This is a genomic window from Amycolatopsis sp. 195334CR (genome assembly GCF_017309385.1).
GTDB lineage: Bacteria > Actinomycetota > Actinomycetes > Mycobacteriales > Pseudonocardiaceae > Amycolatopsis.
In genome coordinates, this window is the sequence record NZ_JAFJMJ010000003.1 from 399,075 (window position 1) to 418,698 (window position 19,624).

At 71.2% G+C, this 19,624-nt stretch carries 22 protein-coding genes and 1 pseudogene; 6 read left to right on the forward strand and 17 right to left on the reverse strand.

The window, feature by feature from the left end:
- Window positions 1–62 precede the first annotated feature (62 nt).
- The 8 genes from ruvB to JYK18_RS38950 form a co-directional block, all read right to left on the reverse strand.
- A complete protein-coding gene (gene ruvB, locus JYK18_RS38915) occupies window positions 63–1,136 on the reverse strand; it encodes a Holliday junction branch migration DNA helicase RuvB (protein ID WP_206808833.1) in 1,074 nt (357 codons plus the stop codon).
- A gap of 24 nt (window positions 1,137–1,160) precedes the next feature.
- On the reverse strand, window positions 1,161–1,760 hold the full coding sequence (gene ruvA / locus JYK18_RS38920) for a Holliday junction branch migration protein RuvA (protein ID WP_206808834.1): 600 nt from the start codon (window positions 1,758–1,760) through the stop codon (window positions 1,161–1,163).
- On the reverse strand, window positions 1,757–2,335 hold the full coding sequence (gene ruvC / locus JYK18_RS38925; protein WP_206808835.1) for a crossover junction endodeoxyribonuclease RuvC: 579 nt from the start codon (window positions 2,333–2,335) through the stop codon (window positions 1,757–1,759). The genes ruvA and ruvC overlap by 4 nt, the downstream gene beginning before the upstream one ends.
- A 79-nt stretch (window positions 2,336–2,414) precedes the next feature.
- Complete coding sequence (locus JYK18_RS38930) at window positions 2,415–2,936, reverse strand: DUF4262 domain-containing protein (protein WP_206808836.1); 522 nt, start codon at window positions 2,934–2,936, stop codon at window positions 2,415–2,417.
- Between the two features lie 47 nt (window positions 2,937–2,983).
- Window positions 2,984–3,733 (reverse strand): YebC/PmpR family DNA-binding transcriptional regulator, encoded by a 750-nt coding sequence (locus JYK18_RS38935; RefSeq protein ID WP_153031332.1) that lies wholly within the window; start codon window positions 3,731–3,733, stop codon window positions 2,984–2,986.
- A 36-nt stretch (window positions 3,734–3,769) separates the two neighbouring features.
- The gene (gene pdxT, locus JYK18_RS38940; RefSeq protein ID WP_206808837.1) at window positions 3,770–4,393 is read right to left on the reverse strand and encodes a pyridoxal 5'-phosphate synthase glutaminase subunit PdxT; all 624 of its coding nucleotides are present in this window, start codon (window positions 4,391–4,393) and stop codon (window positions 3,770–3,772) included.
- A 76-nt stretch (window positions 4,394–4,469) separates the two neighbouring features.
- Window positions 4,470–4,790 carry an AzlD domain-containing protein gene (locus JYK18_RS38945; RefSeq protein ID WP_206809956.1) on the reverse strand — a complete coding sequence of 107 codons (321 nt, stop codon included), beginning with the start codon at window positions 4,788–4,790 and terminating at the stop codon, window positions 4,470–4,472.
- A gap of 2 nt (window positions 4,791–4,792) precedes the next feature.
- Window positions 4,793–5,494 (reverse strand): AzlC family ABC transporter permease, encoded by a 702-nt coding sequence (locus JYK18_RS38950; protein WP_206808838.1) that lies wholly within the window; start codon window positions 5,492–5,494, stop codon window positions 4,793–4,795.
- Window positions 5,495–5,565: 71 nt separating this feature from the next.
- Here JYK18_RS38950 and JYK18_RS38955 point away from each other — a divergent pair, with 71 nt between their 5' ends.
- Window positions 5,566–6,123 carry a helix-turn-helix domain-containing protein gene (locus JYK18_RS38955; RefSeq protein ID WP_206808840.1) on the forward strand — a complete coding sequence of 186 codons (558 nt, stop codon included), beginning with the start codon at window positions 5,566–5,568 and terminating at the stop codon, window positions 6,121–6,123.
- A 3-nt stretch (window positions 6,124–6,126) separates the two neighbouring features.
- Here the strand turns inward: JYK18_RS38955 and JYK18_RS38960 are convergent, their stop codons facing one another.
- Window positions 6,127–6,543 carry a hypothetical protein gene (locus tag JYK18_RS38960; RefSeq protein WP_206808842.1) on the reverse strand — a complete coding sequence of 139 codons (417 nt, stop codon included), beginning with the start codon at window positions 6,541–6,543 and terminating at the stop codon, window positions 6,127–6,129.
- A gap of 58 nt (window positions 6,544–6,601) precedes the next feature.
- Between JYK18_RS38960 and JYK18_RS38965 the strand changes: the two genes are divergently transcribed.
- Both JYK18_RS38965 and JYK18_RS38970 read left to right on the forward strand, forming a co-directional pair.
- On the forward strand, window positions 6,602–7,723 hold the full coding sequence (locus JYK18_RS38965) for a sensor histidine kinase (protein WP_206808843.1): 1,122 nt from the start codon (window positions 6,602–6,604) through the stop codon (window positions 7,721–7,723).
- Window positions 7,720–8,385, forward strand: coding sequence for a response regulator transcription factor (locus tag JYK18_RS38970; RefSeq protein WP_206808844.1), 666 nt, complete (start codon window positions 7,720–7,722; stop codon window positions 8,383–8,385). The genes JYK18_RS38965 and JYK18_RS38970 overlap by 4 nt, the downstream gene beginning before the upstream one ends.
- Here JYK18_RS38970 and JYK18_RS47255 read toward each other — a convergent pair.
- Together JYK18_RS47255 and pdxS are read right to left on the reverse strand one after the other, a co-directional pair.
- Window positions 8,375–9,193, reverse strand: a complete 819-nt coding sequence (locus JYK18_RS47255) for a CPBP family intramembrane glutamic endopeptidase (protein ID WP_242583961.1) — start codon at window positions 9,191–9,193, stop codon at window positions 8,375–8,377. The genes JYK18_RS38970 and JYK18_RS47255 overlap by 11 nt on opposite strands.
- Before the next feature lie 166 nt (window positions 9,194–9,359).
- On the reverse strand, window positions 9,360–10,271 hold the full coding sequence (gene pdxS / locus JYK18_RS38985; protein WP_206808845.1) for a pyridoxal 5'-phosphate synthase lyase subunit PdxS: 912 nt from the start codon (window positions 10,269–10,271) through the stop codon (window positions 9,360–9,362).
- 255 nt (window positions 10,272–10,526) lie between these two features.
- On the opposite strand from pdxS, the gene JYK18_RS38990 reads away from it, so the two are divergent.
- Complete coding sequence (locus JYK18_RS38990) at window positions 10,527–12,638, forward strand: elongation factor G-like protein EF-G2 (protein ID WP_206808846.1); 2,112 nt, start codon at window positions 10,527–10,529, stop codon at window positions 12,636–12,638.
- A 187-nt stretch (window positions 12,639–12,825) separates the two neighbouring features.
- Here JYK18_RS38990 and JYK18_RS38995 read toward each other — a convergent pair whose 3' ends face one another.
- The 5 genes and pseudogenes from JYK18_RS38995 to JYK18_RS39015 form a co-directional block, all read right to left on the reverse strand.
- Window positions 12,826–13,329 (reverse strand): NUDIX hydrolase, encoded by a 504-nt coding sequence (locus tag JYK18_RS38995; RefSeq protein WP_206808847.1) that lies wholly within the window; start codon window positions 13,327–13,329, stop codon window positions 12,826–12,828.
- Window positions 13,326–14,468 carry a glycosyltransferase family 4 protein gene (locus tag JYK18_RS39000; RefSeq protein WP_206808848.1) on the reverse strand — a complete coding sequence of 381 codons (1,143 nt, stop codon included), beginning with the start codon at window positions 14,466–14,468 and terminating at the stop codon, window positions 13,326–13,328. The genes JYK18_RS38995 and JYK18_RS39000 overlap by 4 nt, the downstream gene beginning before the upstream one ends.
- On the reverse strand, window positions 14,465–15,379 hold the full coding sequence (locus JYK18_RS39005; protein WP_206808849.1) for a phosphatidylinositol mannoside acyltransferase: 915 nt from the start codon (window positions 15,377–15,379) through the stop codon (window positions 14,465–14,467). The genes JYK18_RS39000 and JYK18_RS39005 overlap by 4 nt, the downstream gene beginning before the upstream one ends.
- A gap of 341 nt (window positions 15,380–15,720) precedes the next feature.
- Window positions 15,721–16,329, reverse strand: a pseudogene (gene pgsA / locus JYK18_RS39010) (phosphatidylinositol phosphate synthase); the annotation flags it as partial.
- Between the two features lie 48 nt (window positions 16,330–16,377).
- On the reverse strand, window positions 16,378–16,953 hold the full coding sequence (locus JYK18_RS39015) for a MarR family winged helix-turn-helix transcriptional regulator (RefSeq protein WP_206808850.1): 576 nt from the start codon (window positions 16,951–16,953) through the stop codon (window positions 16,378–16,380).
- Window positions 16,954–17,041: 88 nt separating this feature from the next.
- Between JYK18_RS39015 and JYK18_RS39020 the strand changes: the two genes are divergently transcribed.
- A complete protein-coding gene (locus JYK18_RS39020; RefSeq protein WP_206808852.1) occupies window positions 17,042–17,590 on the forward strand; it encodes a YceI family protein in 549 nt (182 codons plus the stop codon).
- 64 nt (window positions 17,591–17,654) lie between these two features.
- On the opposite strand, the gene JYK18_RS39025 is transcribed toward JYK18_RS39020, so the two are convergent.
- Window positions 17,655–18,632, reverse strand: coding sequence for a GlxA family transcriptional regulator (locus JYK18_RS39025; RefSeq protein WP_206808853.1), 978 nt, complete (start codon window positions 18,630–18,632; stop codon window positions 17,655–17,657).
- Between the two features lie 99 nt (window positions 18,633–18,731).
- Here JYK18_RS39025 and JYK18_RS39030 point away from each other — a divergent pair, with 99 nt between their 5' ends.
- Window positions 18,732–19,538: a dienelactone hydrolase family protein gene (locus JYK18_RS39030; protein WP_206808854.1), complete on the forward strand. Its 807-nt coding sequence runs from the start codon at window positions 18,732–18,734 to the stop codon at window positions 19,536–19,538.
- Window positions 19,539–19,624: the final 86 nt, after the last annotated feature.

Genomic DNA, 19,624 nt, shown 5'->3' on the forward strand with positions numbered 1-19,624 from the left:
GTTCGAGTGTGCCAGGTACCACCCGCGGTGCCGTCAGCGGGTTTTCGCGCTCGACCCGCCGGCTACCCGAACAGACCAGGGTTTCCCTGGTCGAACCGTCCGGAATCCCAAGGCACCTCGGTCGGTGGCCGTAACCCGAGGTGTTCCCACGCCGCCGGGGTAGCGACCCGGCCACGGGGGGTTCGGGCGAGCATACCCGCGCGGACCAGGTAGGGCTCGCACACCTCTTCCACCGTGGTCGACTCCTCACCGACCGCCACCGCCAGCGTGGCCACCCCGACCGGGCCGCCGTGGAAGGACTTGACCAGCGCGGTCAGCACCGCGCGGTCGAGCCGGTCGAGCCCGAGTTCGTCCACGTCGTAGACCTCGAGCGCGGCACGGGCCACGTCCAGCGTGACGCGGCCGTCCGAGCGGACCTCGGCGTAGTCGCGGACCCGGCGGAGCAGCCGGTTCGCGATTCGAGGCGTGCCACGGGACCGGCCGGCGATCTCGGCCTCGCCGTCGGCGTCCAGCGTGATGCCGAGAATGGTGGCCGACCGCCGCAGCACCTGCGCGAGCTCGTCGGCGCTGTAGAACTCCATGTGCCCGGTGAAGCCGAAGCGGTCGCGCAGCGGCCCGGTCAGCGCGCCGGACCGGGTGGTGGCCCCGACCAGGGTGAACGGCGCGATCTCCAGCGGGATGCTGGTCGCGCCCGGCCCCTTGCCGACCACCACGTCCACCCGGAAGTCCTCCATCGCCAGGTAGAGCATCTCCTCCGCGGGCCGGGCGATGCGGTGGATCTCGTCGATGAACAGCACGTCGCCCTCGGTGAGGTTGGACAGCATCGCGGCCAGATCGCCGGCCCGCTCCAGCGCGGGACCCGAGGTGATCCGGATGGCGGCGTCCAGTTCGGCCGCGATGATCATCGACATGCTGGTCTTGCCGAGCCCGGGCGGGCCGGACAGCAGCACGTGGTCGGGCGGGACACCGCGTCGCCGGGCGCTCTCCAGCACCAGTTCCAGCTGCTCGCGCACCCGCGGCTGGCCGACGAAATCGGCCAGTTTCCGGGGCCGCAGCGTGGTTTCCACGTCCCGGTCGCCGTTCTGGGCGAAGGCCGAGAGGGTGTCGGCCTCGGCGAAATCCGGTTGGTCGGTCACCGGGTCATCGTGCACGGTGCCCGCCTACCGCTTGCGGCCCAGGGTGGTCAGCGCCGAGCGCAGCACCTGCGAAGTAGTCGCCCCGTCCTCACCGGCTTCGCCGAGCACCCGGTTCACCGCCTGCTCGGCCTGTTTCGCCGCGAACCCGAGGCCCACCAGCGCCTCGACCACCTCGGCGCGCACCGCGCCACCGGCCACCGGGACCGCGTCGGCGGTACTCGGTACCGCGACCACCTTGTCCCGCAGTTCCAGGCTGAGCCGTTCGGCGCCCTTCTTGCCGATGCCGGGCACCTGGGTGAGCACGTTGATGTCGCCGTCGGCGAGCGCGGAGCGCAGCTTGTCCGGGTCGAGCACGGCGAGCGCGGCGAGCGCCAGGCGCGGCCCGATGCCGGACACCGTCTGCAGCAGGACGAAGAGTTCGCGCGCGTCGACGTCGGCGAAGCCGAACAGGGTCAGCGAGTCCTCACGGACCACGAGCGACGTGTGCAGCCGGATCCGTTCGCCGCGGCGCAGCGTGGCCAGCGTGCTCGGGGTGGCCTGCACGGCGAACCCGACGCCGCCCACCTCGACCACCGCGTGGTCCAGTCCGACGGAGAGCACTTCCCCGTGCACCGAAGAGATCATCGTCCCGCCCTCGCATTCTTCTTCGCCGCCTCGGCCAGCCGGGCGCGGTGGGTCTTCGCCAGTTCGGCCGCCCTGGCCTCGGCCGCGGCGAGCCTGGCCCGCATCGGCTCCCGCCACAGGTGGCAGATGGCCAGCGCGAGCGCGTCCGCCGCGTCCGCGGGCTTGGGCGCCTGCGCCAGCCCGAGCAGTTTGGTCACCATGCCGGTGACCTGGGCCTTGTCCGCCCGTCCCGAGCCGGTGACCGCGGCCTTGACCTCGCTCGGGGTGTGGAAGTGGACCGGCAGCCCGCGCCGCGCGGCGCCGAGCGCCACCACTCCCCCGGCCTGCGCGGTGCCCATCGCGGTGCGCACGTTGTGCTGGCTGAACACGCGCTCGATGGCGACCGCCTCGGGCCGGTAGGTGTCGAACCAGGTCTCCACCGCGTCCGCCACCGCGAGCAGCCTGCTGGCCAGGTCCGCTTCGGGCGGGGTGCGCACCACGTCGACCGCGACGCAGCTGACCGTGCGGCCGGCACCCCCGTCCACCACGCCGAGACCGCAGCGGGTCAGTCCGGGGTCCACACCGAGCACGCGCACAGGTTCCACTCCTCGCCGAACAACCGTTCGAGGAGCAGGCTACCGGCGCGGGGTCCCCGAGCCGCCGGGGACGCGCCGGTCAGGGTCCGTCGACCCCGGGAGTCCAGCTCTCCGGGTCACCGCTTTCGGTGAGCACGTGCTGCCAGAGCATGAACCCCTCCGGCGCGTCGGCCTGCCACGGCCACTTCCCGTCCGGGGTGGGCACGATGATCTGCACGGCCGGGAAGTCGCCCTCGGGGTAGATCAGGAACGCGCTGCCGAAGTACTCGGGGTAGTGCCCGAGCGCCACCTTCTCGAAGGTGACCGGGATGCCGTCGAAGAAATCGTGGTACAGCTTGCCGAACTCGAACTGTTCCCCGGCGGCCGCGCGGTCGACGTAGGCGTCGAGCAGCACGGGGCCGACGTGCTCGGGCAGTCCGATGACCACCGCCTCGGGCACCTCGTGCATCGCCCACGCGCAGACGGTGAAGCAGTAGCCGGCACCCTCGTCGTCGGCGGGAACCTGGATCACCGCGTTGCCGCGGCGTTCGCCCTCGGCGACGATCCAGTCCTGCAGAGCCTGTTCTTCGGGAGCGAGGGCCTCGGTCGTCACGGCGGACATTCTGCCGCATGACCGAGGCCCCGCCCAAGGACCATCCGCGAAAGGAACTAGCCGACTTCGGCGAGGACCTCGTCGGAGACGTCGAAGTTGGCCCACACGTTCTGCACGTCGTCGCAGTCTTCGAGGGCGTCGATCAGCCGGAAGACCTTGCGCGCGCCATCGGCTTCGAGCGGCACGTTGACCGACGGCACGAAGCTCGCTTCCGCCGACTCGTAGTCGAAACCGGCTTCCTGCAACGCTTTCCGCACCGAGACCAGGTCGGTCGCCTCGGAGACGATCTCGAAGCTCTCGCCGAGGTCGTTGACCTCCTCGGCACCGGCGTCGAGCACCGCCATCAGCACGTCGTCCTCACCCGCGTCGGCCTTGGGCAGCAGCACCACGCCCTTGCGGTTGAACAGGTACGCCACCGAACCCGGGTCGGCCAGCGAGCCGTTGTTCCGGGTCAGCGCCGTGCGCACCTCGCTGGCGGCGCGGTTCTTGTTGTCGGTGAGGCACTCGATGAGCACGGCGACCCCGTTGGGCCCGTAACCCTCGTACATGATCGTCTGCCAGTCGGCGCCGCCCGCTTCCTCACCGGCGCCGCGCTTGCGCGCGCGCTCGATGTTGTCCTGCGGGACCGAGTTCTTCTTCGCCTTCTGGATCGCGTCGAACAGCGTCGGATTGCCGTCCGGGTCGCCCCCGCCGGTCCGCGCGGCGACCTCGATGTTCTTGATCAGCCTCGCGAACAGCTTGCCACGCTTCGCGTCGAGGGCGGCCTTCTTGTGCTTGGTGGTGGCCCACTTGGAGTGGCCGCTCATCTTTCCTCCATCCGATCCGGCGGCGTGCCGCCGTTCTTATGCCTGCCCACGCACGATTCGCACGAACAGCCGGTGCACGCGCTCGTCACCCGTGAGTTCCGGGTGGAAGGCCGTGGCGAGCACCATCCCCTGCCTGACCGCGACGATCCTAGCGGCCGCGTCCGCCCGGCCGGGATCTTCCGGCACCCTGGCCAGCACTTCGACGTCCTGACCTGCCTTCTCCACCCACGGCGCGCGGATGAACACCGCGTGCAGTGCGGGCCCGTCGACCCCGGTGAACTCGAGGTCCTCCTCGAAGGAGTCGACCTGCCTGCCGAAGGCGTTGCGGCGCACCACGATGTCCAGCGCGTCGAGCTGGTGCTGGTCGGGGCGGCCGTCGAGGGCCTGGCGGGCGAGCAGGATCATCCCGGCGCACGAGCCGAACGCGGGCAGGCCCGCGCGCAGGCGCTCGCGCAACGGCTCGAGCAGCTCGAAGGTCTCCAGCAGCCTGGACATCGTGGTGGACTCGCCACCGGGCAGCACCAAACCGTCCACTTCGGACAGTTCGGTGGCGCGGCGCACCGGCACCGCGGTGGCACCGGCCCGCTCGGTCATCGCCAGGTGCTCGGCCACGTCGCCCTGCAGGGCGAGCACGCCGACCACCGGCCGCGCCTTCGACACGTCAAGTCCTCCCGACTGGAATTCCGCTGGTCAAGCCTAGGGCCTCGACCGGACGGCGGCAGCCGGGGGTGACCTGTCAGGGCACGCCGAGCAGGCGCAGCCCGGCCGCGGTGGCGGCCGCGGCGAGCACCACGACCACGAACGGGGCCTTCCGCCACGCCAGCACCCCGCCCACCAGCACTCCGGCTGGCCGGGCGTAGCCGGCGAACTCGGCACCCTCGATCAGGGCGGAGGTGGCCACCAGTGCGGCCAGCAGGACCACCGCGGCGGTGGCCATCAGCTTCTCGGCCCGGGCGTTCAGCTCCACCTTCGCCCGCAGCGCCGGACCGGCGAACCGGAAGGCGAAGGTGCCCGCGCCCAGCACGACGGCGCAGACGATCAGCAGCACCGGCGAGATGATCACGCGGCCACCTTCTTGTCGTTGTCCTGACCCGAGCGCACCAGCAGCACCAGCGGCACACCGAGCAGAGCCAGCAGCACCGGCAGCCCGGCAGGCAGGAACGGGGCCGCGGCCACCGCCAGCACCGCTCCGGTCAGCGCCGCGGCACGCACACCCCGGTCCTTCAGCGACGGCAGCACCAGCGCGAGCAGCACCGCCGGGAACGCGGCGTCCAGGCCGAACACGCCGGTGTCGGTGATCGCGGTACCGGCGAAGGCGCCGATCACCACGCTCACGTTCCACACCACGAACAGGCTGATCCCGCAGGCCCAGTAGGCCGCCCGGCGGCGGTGCCGGTCGTCCTGGGCGAGCGCGAACGCGACCGTCTCGTCGATCATCAGGTGGCTTCCGGCCAGGCGGCGCACCCAGCTCTTGCCGAACACGTCCCCGACCGCGAAGCCGAACGGCACGTGCCGCGCGTTCACCAGCAGCGCGGCCACCACCGCCGCGATCGGGTTACCACCCGAGGCGACCAGGCCGATGAACAGGAACTGCGACGCCCCCGCGAACACGACCACCGAAAGCAGCATCGGCACCCAGAGCTCGAAGCCGGAGCTCACCGCGATGGCTCCGTACGAGATGCCGACGATGCCGTCGGCGAGGCAGACCAGCGCGATGTCGCGCATCAGTTCCCGGCCCAGGGTTCGCTGTATCGAACGCATCACCGCTTAAGATGAACAGAACCACCGACTGTTCGTCAAGCCGAACAGAACGACTGACGGAGCGAACACAGATGGCTACCGAAGGCGCCCCACTCGCCGTGATTGCCGCGTCACTGAAACGTGAGCGCGAGCGCGCCGGGCTGACCCTGACCGAGCTCGCCCGGCTCGCCGGCATCGCCAAGTCCACGCTGTCGCAGCTGGAGTCGGCCACCGGCAACCCGAGCGTGGAAACGCTCTGGGCCCTGGGCAAGGCGCTCGACGTGCCGTTCTCGCGGCTGGTCGAACCGCCGGTGCCGTGGGTCCACGTGCTCCGCGCCGGCGAGGGCATCACGGTGGCCTCCGAGGAGGCCGACTACCTGGCCACCCTGCTCGCGTCGTGCCCGCCGCACGCGCGCCGCGACATCTACCTGATCCGCGCCGAACCGGGCAGCGTGCGCCGCTCGGACGCACACCGCGCCGGGATCATCGAGCACGTGGTGGTGTGCCACGGCCGCGCGCTGGTCGGCATGGCCGACGACCCGATCGAGGTGGGCCCGGGTGACTACGTCGCCTACCCCGGCGACGAGGCCCACGTGTTCGAGGCGTTGGACCCGGGCACCACCGTCGTCATGCTCTCCGAGCACACGTGAGGCTCAGAGCCAGTCGGCCTCGATGCCGCGGGCGCGCAGCGCCTCCAGTGCCGCGTCGTCGCCCGTGTAGAACAGGGTCATCGACTTGAGGTTCGGGAAGTGCCGCACGTCGGCGAACTCGACGACGTCGAACAGGCCGTCCTCGCCGTCCCAGTTCGGCGCGATCTCGAGGTAGATCTCGTTGCCGCCGTCCATGTCGAGCTCGGTGATCTTCTCCGCGAGTTCGGCCGGGACCGCGAGCGCCTCGAAGTAGGCCAGCGCCTCGGGGATCGCCTCGACGCTGCCGCTGTCGTAGGTGAACCCCTGCTCGGCGGCGTACTCGCTCAGGTCGAACCTCGGCAGGAGGTCCTGGTTGTACATCAGCTCCTGGACCACGGCGAGCTTGAAGTTGCGGTCGGAGAACGGGATCGGCTGGCTCATGCCACGAACCCTATAAGCAGCTGCTCGACTGAGTACGCGGATCGCTAGGCTCGCGTCCATGTCAGGCCCCAAGAGCCGCTGGGCCGGAGTCGGCGCCGAGTGGCGGGACCGCTGGCTCGCCGTGGTGCTCACCGCCGCGGCGTTCGTACCCGGGCTCGCCGTGCTCGGAGCCCAGTTCGGCGACCTTCCCCGGCGTGGGGGTGACGTCCTCGCGGTGTTGCTGGTGGTCGGCCAGACGTTGCCGCTGGCGGTGCGCACCCGGTGGCCCGCCGCGGCGTTCGCGGTCATCGGCATCTGCTTCGCCGCGCACGAGGTGCTGGCGTACCCCACGACCATCGGCAGCCTCGCGCTGTACTTCGCGCTGTATTCGGCCGGGGCGCACGAGAAGCGGTTCCGCCGGGTGCTGGCGGCGGTCGCCTCTGCCGGGTACGTGGTGTTCGCGGTCTTGCTGGCACTACGCGGCTCCCCCGCCGGGCTGCATGATTACGCCGTCTACTTCGGCGTGCTGGTCGCGTTCTGGCTGCTGGGCGCGATGGTGCGGCAGCGACGGCACCAGGAGGCCGAGCGGCGCCGGCTCGTCGCCGAAGCCGCGGTGGCCGGTGAGCGCGCGCGGATCGCCCGCGAACTGCACGACGTGGTGACCCACCACGTGACGGCCATGGTGGTCCAGGCCGACGCCGCCCAGTACCTGGCACCCGAACGCGTTCCCGAAGCGCTCACCGCGATCACCGGCTCGGGCCGCGACGCCCTCACCGAACTCCGGTTCCTGCTGGGCGTGCTCGAAGCGACCGGCGCGCGCACGCCGGGCCTGGCCGCGCTGCGCGACCTCGTCGACCGGCCCGGCCGGGTCGTCGACCTGGTCGAGGAGGGCGTACGCCCGGAACTGCCCGCGGAAACCGAGCTGACCGCCTACCGCATCGTGCAGGAAGCGCTGACCAACGCCGCGAAGTACGCCGCCGGTTCCCCCGCGGCGGTGCGCGTCTCCTACGGCGCGGACTTCCTCGAAATCGAGGTGACCACCGAAGGCACGGCGACCGAACCCGGCGCGCTCGGTTCCGGCGGCCGCGGCCTGCGCGGCCTGGGTGACCGGGTACAAGCGCTCGGCGGGCGGTTCACCGCGGGACCGTCAACGGACGGTTTCCGGGTCAGCGCCACGATTCCGGCGAGGAGTGCCGCATGACCGACCGGCCGATCCGGGTCCTGCTCTGCGAGGACCAGGAACTCGTCCGCGCGGGTTACGCGACCGTGCTCGGTGCCCAGCCGGATCTCGAGGTGGCCGGCGAGGCCGCCAACGGCCACGAAGCGCTCACCCAGGTCGAGCGGCTGCAACCCGACGTCGTCGTGATGGACATCGAAATGCCGCTGCTGAACGGGATCGAGGCGACCCGCCGCATCGCCGGCCCCGAAGCCGCGAGCCCGGCGAAGGTCCTGGTCGTCACGACCTTCAACGTCGACCGGTACGTCTACGACGCGTTGCGGGCGGGCGCGAGCGGGTTCCTGCTCAAGGACGCGCCGCTGACCGAACTGATCGAGGGCGTGCGCACGGTTGCCCGCGGCGACTCGCTGCTCGCCCCCGCGGTGACCCGGACCCTGATCGGCCGCTACGCCGACCGGATCCGCCCGGCCGGGACTCCCGCCCCACTGGAAGGCCTCGCGAGGCGGGAACTGGAGGTGCTGCGGCTGATCGCCACCGGCCTGTCGAACGCGGAGATCGCGGCCGAACTGGTGCTCAGCGTGGAGACGGTGAAGACCTACGTCTCGCGGATCCTGACCAAACTGGACCTGCGTGATCGGGTGCAGGCCGTGGTGCTGGCGTACCGGTCCGGGCTGGTCACCGCCTGACGAGCTTCGCCCGGCGGACCAGCCACACCGCCGGTACCAGGCAGCACAGCAACGCGAAGAGGCTCGCTTCCGGGCCGAACGTGCCACCGGTCAGCACCTCCGGTCCGGAAAGGACGGTGCGCAGCAGGCCGGGTTCGCTGTCCGCGCCGGACACCGCGGTACCGAACACGCCGGACTCGGTGAAGTTCCAGGCGAAGTGCAGGCCGATCGGCAGCCACAGCGACCGCGTCGCGGTGTAGGCGATGGCCAGCAGCGCGCCGCCTTCGACCGCGATGGCCAGGGTGCCCCAGAGCGTGGCGTTGCCGTTGAGCAGGTGCGTCAGGCCGAAGATCAGCGACGAGACGGCGATCGCGATGACGCTGCCGATCCGTTGCTCCAGGAAGCGGTGCACCACGCCGCGGAAAAGCAGTTCCTCGGTGACGGCGACCGAAGCCATCGAGCCGGCCACGCCGAGGCACGCCCAGAACGAGCCACTGGCGACGTCGGCGTCGGTGAAGAGGAACGCGAGCAGCATCGTCGCGAGGAACGTCGCGACGCCGATGAGCACGCCGCGCCCGAGCCCCCGCCACCGCCCGGCGGCGGGCAGTTCCGTGACCTCCGTCCGATCCTCGACGCGCCGGGAAAGCCACGTGTAGCCGGCGATCGCCCCGACGGCGGCGCCGAGCCCGACGAGCAGGCGCAGCACCGGCACGCCCGACACGAGCGCGTCCAGCCCGCGGGCGGCGATCATCAGCACGGCGGTGCCGACGAGCAGAACCGGCACCCGGAACCGGTGCAGCGGTGTTTTCCGCTCAATGGGGGTGGTCATCAGAGGTCCTCTCGCCGTTTTCCCTTGGAGTACGGCGAGATTACGAACGGACCGAGCCGCGCCACATCACTCCGTGACGGACAGCCGCGGTAGCTCTCAAGAGGGACACGACGACCCGGGCTCACGCCGCCACGTACCGGCGGCGTGAGCCCGGGGTCGCCTCCGCTTACCAGCCGCGCTCGGCCAGGCGGTGCGGCTCCGGCACGTCGTCGACGTTGATGCCGACCATCGCCTCGCCGAGGCCGCGCGACACCTTCGCCAACATGTCCGGGTCGTCGTGGAAGGTGGTGGCCTTCACGATCGCCTCGGCCCGGCGCGCCGGGTTGCCCGACTTGAAGATGCCGGAGCCGACAAAAACGCCCTCGGCGCCGAGCTGCATCATCATCGCCGCGTCGGCCGGGGTGGCGATCCCGCCCGCGGTGAACAGCACCACCGGCAGCTTGCCCTTCGCCGCGACCTCCTTGACCAGCTCGTAGGGCGCCTGCAGTTCCTTGGCCGCGACGAACAGCTCGTCCTCGGGCAGCGACGACAGCCGCCGCAGCTCACCGCGGATCTTGCGCATGTGCGTGGTCGCGTTGGACACGTCGCCGGTGCCCGCCTCGCCCTTGGAGCGGATCATCGCCGCGCCCTCGTTGATCCGGCGCAGCGCCTCGCCCAGGTTCGTCGCCCCGCACACGAACGGCACGGTGAACGCCCACTTGTCGATGTGGTTGGCGTAGTCGGCCGGGGTGAGCACCTCGGACTCGTCGATGTAGTCGACCCCGAGCGACTGCAGCACCTGTGCCTCGACGAAGTGGCCGATCCTGGCCTTGGCCATCACCGGGATGGAGACCGCTTCGACGATGCCGTCGATCAGGTCGGGGTCGCTCATCCTGGCCACGCCGCCCTGCGCGCGGATGTCGGCGGGGACGCGTTCGAGCGCCATCACCGCGACCGCGCCGGCGTCCTCGGCGATCTTGGCCTGCTCGGCGGTGACCACGTCCATGATCACGCCGCCCTTGAGCATCTCGGCCATGCCGCGCTTGACGCGGGCGGTGCCGGTTTCGGGCGAGGGGGAACTGGTGGCGACGTCAGACACGGCAGGGCCTTTCACGAGAACTTTCCAGGGGAATCCGCCTTCGAAGATACGACCGACGTGGCCCCTCTTCACAGGCCAGTGAGTGGCTATCTCAGCAGTCCACTTGGGCCGAATGGCCTGGTGATCGAGCAGGCCACTCGGGCGGCCCCGCGCCACCCGGGTGCTTGTTGGGGTTGCGGGTTGTGGTCACTGTCCGTCCGGGTGTGTGATCGAGGCCACACATCCCGAGCCGAAGCCGACGCAAGGAGGCCACTGATGGCCGAAAAGCACTCGAAGAACGGCGAAACCGGGGCCGCGGTCGCTGTGGACGACCCGGCCAACGTGCGCAACGTGGTGCTCGTCGGGCCATCGGGCTCGGGCAAGACCACGCTGACCGAGGCGCTGCTGGCCGCCTCCGGCACGGTGTCGCGGGCCGGTTCGGTGGTGGAGGGCACCACGGTGTGCGATCACGACCCCGCCGCGGTGCGGCAGCAGCGCTCGGTCGGGCTGTCGGTGGCCCCGCTGCTGCACGACGGGATCAAGATCAACCTGATCGATACCCCGGGGTACGCGGACTTCGTCGGCGAGCTGCGCGCGGGGCTGCGTGCCGCGGACGCCGCGCTCTTCGTGGTCTGCGCGGCCGAGGGCGTGGACGCCGCGACCGCCGCGGTGTGGTCCGAATGCGCCGCGGTCGGCATGCCGCGCGCGGTGGTGATCGCCCGGCTGGACCACCAGCGCGCCGACGCCGACGCCGAGATCGCCGCCTGCCAGGCCGCCTTCGGCAGCGGGGTGCTGCCGCTGTACCTGCCCGCGGGCGACGGCCTGATCGGGTTGATCACCCAGCGGTACTTCGACTACTCCGGCGGTTTCCCGGCGAAGGTCACCGACCCGGACCCGGCCGACGTCGACCGGCTCACCGATGCCCGCAACGAGCTCATCGAGGGCATCATCGCGGAGAGCGAGGACGAGGGCCTGATGGACCGGTACCTGTCCGGGGAGGAGATCGCCGAGGCCACGCTGATCGCCGACCTGGAGGCCGCGGTCGCCAAGGGCACGTTCTACCCGGTCATCCCGGTGTGCGCGCAGACCGGGCTCGGCCTCGGCGAGCTGCTCGACGGCATGGCGCGCGCGTTCCCGTCGCCCCTGGAGCACCCGCTGCCCGAGGTCACCTCACCCGACGGCATCCCGCGGCCCCGGCTCAGCGCCGACCCGGCGGGCCCGCTCGCGGCCGAGGTGGTGCGCACCGCGGTGGACTCCTACGTCGGCCGGGTCTCGCTGGTCCGGGTGTTCTCCGGGACGCTGCGGCCGGAGCGGCCGGTGCACGTCTCGGGGCACGGGCTCGCCGAACGCGGTCACGAGGACCACGACGCCGACGAGCGCGTCGCGCACCTCTACTCCCCGCTCGGCTCGAACCTGCGTGAGGTGCCGTACTGCGTGGCCGGGGATCTGTGCGCGCTGACCAAGGTCGGCTCGGCCGAGACCGGCGACACCGTGTCGTACCCGGACGACCCGCTGCTGATGAAACCGTGGCCGATGCCCGAGCCGCTGCTCCCGGTCGCCGTGGTGGCGAAGAAGCGCAGTGACGAGGACACCCTGGCGCGGAACCTGTCCCGGCTGGTCGCCGGTGACCCGACGCTGCGGCTGGAGCGCAACGCCGAAACCGCGCAGCTGGTGCTGTGGTGCATGGGCGAGGCGCACGCCGACGTGGTGTTGTCGCGGTTGCGCTCCGGTGGGGCCGAGATCGACACCGAGCCGGTGCGGATCAGCCTGCGCGAGACCTTCGCCGGGAAGGCGACCGGGCACGGCAGGCACGTCAAGCAGTCCGGCGGGCACGGGCAGTACGCCGTGTGCGACATCGAGGTGGAGCCGATGCCGCGCGGGGGCGGGTTCCAGTTCGTCGACCGGGTGGTCGGCGGGGCGGTGCCGCACCAGTTCATCCCGAGTGTGGAGAAGGGAGTCCGCGCGCAGCTCGGCCGCGGTCTGGTCGAGGGGCACCCGGTGGTCGACATCAAGGTGACCCTGGTCGACGGCAAGGCGCACAGCGTGGATTCGTCGGACGCCGCGTTCCAGACGGCGGGGGCGCTGGCGCTGAAGGACGCGGCGGCGAAGGCGCGGATCTCGCTGCTCGAACCGCTCGACGAGGTGGCAGTGCACCTGCCGGACGAACACCTGGGCACGGTGCTCGGCGACCTGTCGTCACGGCGGGGCCGGGTGCTCGGCACGGAGGCCGCGGACGGCGGCCGGACCGTCATCCGCGCCGAGGTCCCGGCCACCGAACTCCTGCGCTACGCGATCGACCTGCGGGCGCTGACCTCGGGCACCGCCACCTTCACCCGGCGGCACGCCCGATTCGACCCGATGCCGGAAGGAGCAATGAAGAGCGGCTGACTGGCCGCTCGGGCCGGAGCGCTACCGGCGCGCGCCCAGGGCTGCGGTCGACCCCAGACGACACCGCCGCCCTCCGGCACGCACGTCGAGCCCGGACGACACCGAAAGGCTCCAAGCTGCAAGTCGGGTCCAGGCGACACCGAAGGGCCCCATGCCTGCCAGTCGAGCCCGGGCGACACCGGAGTGCTCAGGCCTCCAGATCAGGTTCGGCGATCTCGAAGTACTCCGGCTGCGGCGCGGTTCCGGCGAGCTTGAAGTACCGGACCTTGCGCCGCCGCCGGAGGGCGAGGGTGTCGCGCACGGCATCGTTGTGCACCCGCCGCGCGATCACCACGCGGTGCCCGGCGTCGTCGAGTTCGCCCGCCAGTCCAACCGGCAGCACCGACCGGTCCACTTCGGCCAGCAGCCGGGTCAGCTCGTTCTCCTCGGCCTCGCGTTCCGACCGCGGCGCGGCCTCGGCGCGTTCGGCGGCTTCGCGCAGGCGTTCCGCGCGTTCACCGGACTGGTCACCGGCCGCGGCCACCGCCCGCGCCACCACCGCCCGCCGCGCCAGCGCCGCGTCCAGCGCGGCCCACCCGGCGTCGGTGCGCACGTGCAGCCGGTCCAACCGGTTGGCCGTGGCGACCAGGAACAACCCGACCAGCACGATGGCCACCGCCGCCACCGACAGCAACACGATCAACGTGGTCACGACGCGGGCTCCACATCCGGGCTGACGCGACGCGGGTCCGCCGCGATCGCCGCCTCGTACACCCGCAGCACCTGGGTCGTCACCACGGACCAGTCGTAGATCACCACGCGCTCCCCCGCCGCCGCGGCCAGCGACGCCCGCTGGGCCGGGTCACCGAGCAGTTCGCGCAGGGCCGCCGTCCACGACGCCGGGTCACCGGTGGTGGCGAGCATGCCCGCGCGACCGTCGTCGAGCACGCGGCGGAACGAGTCGAGGTCGCTGGCCAGCACGCACGTCCCAGCCGCCATCGCCTCGGTCAGGATCATGCCGAAGCTCTCGCCGCCGGTGTTGGGCGCGCAGTACACGTCCACGCTGCGCAACGCGCGCGCCTTGGTCTCGTCGTCGACCTGGCCGAGCAGTTCCAGGTGCGGCGCCAGCTCCGGACCGGCTTCGCGCAGCAGCGCCTTCTCGTCACCACGCCCGGCCACCAGCACACGCAGCTCGGGGAAGTCCGGCAGCAACGCGCGCAGCGCTTCGAGCAGCACCCCCATGCCCTTGCGCGGTTCGCTGTACCGGCCGACGAAGCCGACCGTGCCGCCGCTGCGCGGGTACCCGTCGAGCGGGCTCGCCGCGGCGAAGAAACCGGCGTCCACCCCGTTCGGGATCTCCACCGCGTCCCCGCCGGAGTGCTCGACCTGCACCCGGCGGGCCAGCGCCGAGACCGCGATGCGCGCGGTGATCTTCTCCAGCAGCGGCCGCAGCACCGGCTGGAACGCCGCGAGCGTGCGCGAGCGCGGCGTGGCCGTGTGGAAGGTCGCCACGATCGGGCCGTCAGCGATCTTCAACGCCAGCAGCGACAGGCTCGGCACCGCGGGTTCGTGCAGGTGCAGCACGTCGAAGTCGTTGTCGCGCAACCAGCGCCGGACCCGCGCGTAGGACACCGGGCCGAACTGCAGGCGCGCCACCGAGCCGTTGTACGGGATGCCGAGCGCCTTGCCCGCCGGGTGCACGAAGGCGGGAACGTCCGCGTCCTCGTCGGCGGGGGCGAGCACGGAAACCTCGTGACCGCGTTCGAGCAACGCCTCGGCCAGGTCGACCACGTGCCCCTGGACCCCACCGGGCACGTCGAAGGAATACGGGCAGACGATGCCGACCCTCATGCCTGCGCCTCGACCTCTTCCGGCAGGCCGCCCGGGAAGTCGGCGGTCCAGAACGGCTGCAGCATGTGCCAGTCGGTCGGGTGGGCGGCGATGTCGCCGGCGAAGATGTCGGCCAGTGCCTGGGTGGCGGCGGGCACCTCGGCCCGCGCGGTCACGCGGATCCGCGGGTGCATCCGGATCTGCCAGCCGCCCTCGGTGAACCAGCAGCCGACCGGGATCAGCGCGGCGCCGGTGGTCGCGGCGAGGCGGGCCGGGCCGGGCGGCATCCTGGTCTGCTCGCCGAAGAAGGTCACGTCGATGCCGGAGCCGGTCAGGTCGCGGTCGCCGACCAGGCAGATGGCCTTGTTCTCGCGCAGGCGCTTGAGCAGCACGCGGAAGGCGGCGCTGTCGCCGGTCAGCGGCACGACCTCGAAGCCGAGCGACTCGCGGAAGGCGACGAACCGGCGGAAGACCGACTCCGGTTCAAGCCGTTCGACCACGGTGGTGAAGCCACCGAGGTAGCCGGTCAGCCAGACGCCGGCCGCGTCCCAGTTGCCGGTGTGCGGCAGGGCGAACACCACGCCGTTGCCCTCGGCGAGCGCGGCGTCGAGGTTCTCCACGCCGGTGATCGCCGCGGCCACCTTCGCGCGGACCTGCTCGTGGTCCATCGCCGGCAGGCGGAAGCTCTCCTGCCAGTAGCGCGCGTACGACCGCATCGCGCGCTTGGTCAGCTCGTCCAGCTCGGCGGCGTCGGCCTGGGGCACCACGCGGGCGAGGTTGCGGCGCAGCTGCTGGACGCTGGGGCCGCCGCGCCAGGTGGCGAGGTCGGCGCCGAGGGAGAAGATCGCGTTCGCGGCCGGTTCGGACAGCATGCGCGCCAGGCGCCAGCCCGCCGCGTAGGCGAGGTCCGTGGTCCGGCCGGCGAGGCTCACGCGTCCTCCCGGGCCGGTTTGGCCGGTTCCGCTGGTTCAACCGTCGCCGCCCTGGCCGAGGCCGCTGATTCGACCGCCGCGTTGGCCGGGCCCGCCGGTTCAACCGGTTCGACCGCCGCCTTGGCCGAGCCAGCCGGTTCGACCGGTTCGACCGCCGCGTTGGCTGAGGCCGCTCGTTCCGCCGGTTCAACCGCCGCGTTCGCCGAGGCCGCAGGTTCAACTGATTCGACCGCCGCGTTCGCCGAGCCCGCTGGCTCCGCCGGTTCGACCGCCGCCTTGGCTGAGGCTGCGCGTTCCGCCGGTTCCGTGTTGGCTGGTCCAACTGGTTCAACCGGCGCGGCGTTGGCCGCGGCTCGGGCGGCCCGAGCCACCGCGCCCAGCCGCTGCAACAGCGTGATCAGCGAAAGCACGGCGAGCAACCACAGCGACACCTCGACCGCGTGCGGCACGCCCAGGCCCATCAGCCCGGTGCCGACCAGCGCGATGATGAGCCGCTCGGCGCGTTCGATCAGGCCGCCGTCGGCTTCCAGGCCCGAAGCGTCGGCCCGCGCCTTCACGTACGAGATGACCTGCGCCAGCACCAGGCAGACCAGCGCGGCCGCGGCGGCGCGGTTGTTGTGCGCGCTGGTGAAGCACCACCACGCGATGGCGGCGAACAGCGCACCGTCGACCAGCCGGTCGCAGGTGGCGTCGAGCACCGCGCCGAACGGGGTGCCGTGGCCGCGGGCCCTGGCCATCGCGCCGTCGAGCAGGTCGAGCATGGCGAAGCCCCACACGGTGAACGTGCCGGTGAGCAGCCAGCCGTTCGGGAAGAAGACCAGCGCGCACGCCATCGCGCCCAGGGTGCCCGCCACGGTCATCACGTTCGGGGTCAGCCCGGCGCGGACCAGCACCGCGCCGATGGGATCGGTGACGCGGGAAACCGAGGCACGCGCGAAGATGTTGAGCATGAGTGTGGTGGCCGGACCTAGCTCCGAAGGTGTGGGGTCCCCCGCAGCCTATCCAGAGACACCTGAGGCCCCGGCCTTCGGCTCGCCGGAAAGCACCGGCGGCTCCTCGGCACAGGCCTCGGCGACGCACGGATCTTCGGCCAGTTCCCTCGCCTTGGCCGCGGCGCAGGGGGCGGCCAGCTTGCCGACGATGGCATCGCTGATTTCCCCGAGCGCCCGCACCTGATCCGGGGTCAACGGGTCGAACAGGCTCTGTCGCACCGCTTCGACGTGCCCGGGCGCGGCCGCCTCGAGCGCGGCGAACCCGGCGGGCGTGAGCGTGGCCCACGCGCCGCGCTTGTCGGTGGCGCACGAGTAGCGCCTGACCCAGCCGTTGGCCTCCAGCCGCGACACCGCGTGCGACAGGCGGCTGCGCGACGAACGGGAAACGTCAGCTAGATCACTCATGCGCAGCGTGCGCTCGGGCGCCTCGGACAGCGCGACGAGCACCTCGTAGTACGTGTGCGGCATGCCGCTCTCCTGCTGGAGCTGCGTTTCCACGTGTCCACGGAGCATCGAGACGGCGGCCGAGAACGAGCGCCAGACCCGCTGCTCCTCATCGGTGAGCCACCTCGGTTCGGTCATACCGCCCATGATACCTGGTTGAACGCTCAACCAAAATTCGCTACGGTGTGGTTGAGGGTTCAACTACCACTGCTTCAGAGGAGTTTCCATGAGCGCACCCACCACCGAGATCCCCGGCTACGTGACCGGGACCTGGAACATCGACGCGGCGCACTCCGCGGTGACCTACAGCGTCAAGCACCTCGGCCTGGCCAAGTCGCGTGGCACCTTCCAGCAGTTCGGTGGCCAGATCGTGACCGGGGAGAACATCCTCGACTCCACCGTGACCGCCGAGATCGAGGTCGCCTCGATCAGCACCGGGGTCGGCCCGCGCGACGAGCACCTCAAGACCGAGGAGTACTTCGACGCGGCGAACCACCCGAAGATCATCTTCCGCTCCACCGGCATCCGCCAGGACGACGACGAGTTCCTCATCGACGGCGAGCTGACCTGGCGGGGCGCGACCGTGCCGGTCACCCTGGAGGCCGAGTTCAACGGCATCGGCCCGAACCCGGCGAACAACAACGCCACCACCATCGGCGTCTCCGCCGAGGCCACCGTCGCCCGCCGCGACTTCGGCATCGGCCCGGAGGGCAACGCCTTCCTCGGCGAGAAGGTGAAGATCACCCTCGAGATCGAGGCCGCGCTGCAGGACTGAGCGGTGGCCGCCACCGCGTTGTGAGGGTGACCGTTCACCAGGACGGTCACCCTCACCGCCGCTTTTATGGGACGGCGGCAGCACGCCGGAAGGCTGCGCGGTAGTCGCGCGGGCGTTGTCCCGTGTGCTTGGCGAAGAGGGCGGCGAAGGTTCCGGCGTCCCGATAGCCGACTGCCGTGGCGATGCTGGCGACGGTGCGGTCCGTCGTTTCGAGAAGGTGACGGGCGCGACGGACGCGCGACGACTGCAGGTGGCTGAGCGGGGTCTGGCCGGTCTCGTCGGCGAAGCGCCGCAGCAACGTCCGCGTGCTGACCTTGAACGTGTCGGCTAGCGCGCCGAGGTCGTATGGGGCGGCGAGGTTCTGGTCGAGCTGGCGCATGACGCGGCGGGAGAACTCGTTGCCGGGCTGCGGAAGAAGCCGCGCGTCGACGTAGGGAGTTTGCGACGACCGCGCGTCGTCGACGAGTGCCATCCGCGCGGTCGTCCTGGCGACACCGGCGCCGCTGTGTTCGCGGATCAGTTCCAGCGCGAAGTCGTACATGGCGCTGAAGGCCGCGGTCGTCGTCACCCCGGTGTCGGTGACGACGAGGTGCTCGGGCCGGACCTCAGCGCCGGGACACCGATGAGCCAATTCCTCCGCGAAGAGCCATGACGTCGTGACCCGGCGTCCCTGGAGAAGCCCGGCCTCGGCGAGCAGGAACGCACCGACACAGATCGAAACGACGGCGTTTCCCGCGGCAGCGTGCGAGCGGATCGCCGCGACTTCCGGGGCGAGGGATGCGAGCTTCGCGTCCACGTCGAGGCCCGGCACGAGCTCGAACCCCGGCACGACAAGCACATCGACCTCGCGCAGTGCGGAGACGGCCAACGCCACACCACCCGACGCAGTGACGCGACGACGAGGCGAAACGACCGACACCTCGTACCCGGCGCGGCCCGGGCCGGCCACGTGCGTGGCCATCGTCAGGAGGTCGGGGACGCCGAACACCTCGGACGCGAAGCAGCCCGGATAGGCCAGGATGCCAACCCGCAGCACGCTCACGCCGGCCTCCTCACCGCCTGCACCTCAATGGCGAGATTACCCCGATACATGGCGATCTGGCCTATCGCCTTGGATGGCGTATCCGGCCACGCTGTCCGCATGAACGACGCGATCAGAGACTTTGCCCGCCGGGAAGTGGACGTGGACGGGGTGGTGAAGACGGTCTATGTCGCGGGTTCCGGAACGGCCGTGGTGTTGATGCCGGAGATGCCGGGCATCAGCCCGGACGTCCTTCGGTTTGCGCGGTGGGTACGGGATGCGGGCTTCACCGTCTACGTGCCTTCACTGTTCGGGGTCGACGACGCCTATCCCACGGCTGAGGACGGTGCGGAAGTTGTGCGTCGCGCGTGCGTCAGTGCCGAGTTCCGCGCGTTCGCTGGCGGCGGCACGAGTCCCGTCACGGCGTGGCTGCGTGGGCTCGCGCGGCAAGCTCATGCCGATTGCGGAGGTCCGGGAGTCGGGGTGATCGGCATGTGTTTCACCGGCAACTTCGCTCTCACCATGGCGCTCGAGCCAGCCGTGGTCGCGCCCGTGGTGAACCACCCGTCGTTGCCGCTGGACGACCCGGCCGGCTTGGAAATCAGCGACGAGGACGCGCGGGCGGTCCGGGAGCGTGTCGTGCGGGATGGACTGAAGGTTCTCGCGTACCGCTTCGACGACGACCGCTGGTGCACCGGGCAACGCTTCGCCGCCTACCGCGCGCTTCTCGGCGACGCCTTCGACGGGCGCGTGCTTCCGGGCAGTTCCGCGAACACGAACCCGCCGCCGTTCTTCCGCGAGATGGTCGGTTCGCCGCACAGCGTCGTCACCGCCCACTTCGTCGACGAGGACGGACACCCGACGCGGAAGGCCAGGGACGAAATCCTCGCGTTCCTGACCGACCGTCTCAACGGGACCCACGACTGATCGGTGTTTGCTTCCCGATGCGCGGGCGGCTGAGGTGCCGCCGCGATCACGGGTTCGTCTCGACGGTTGTTTGGTCGGTCCGGTGC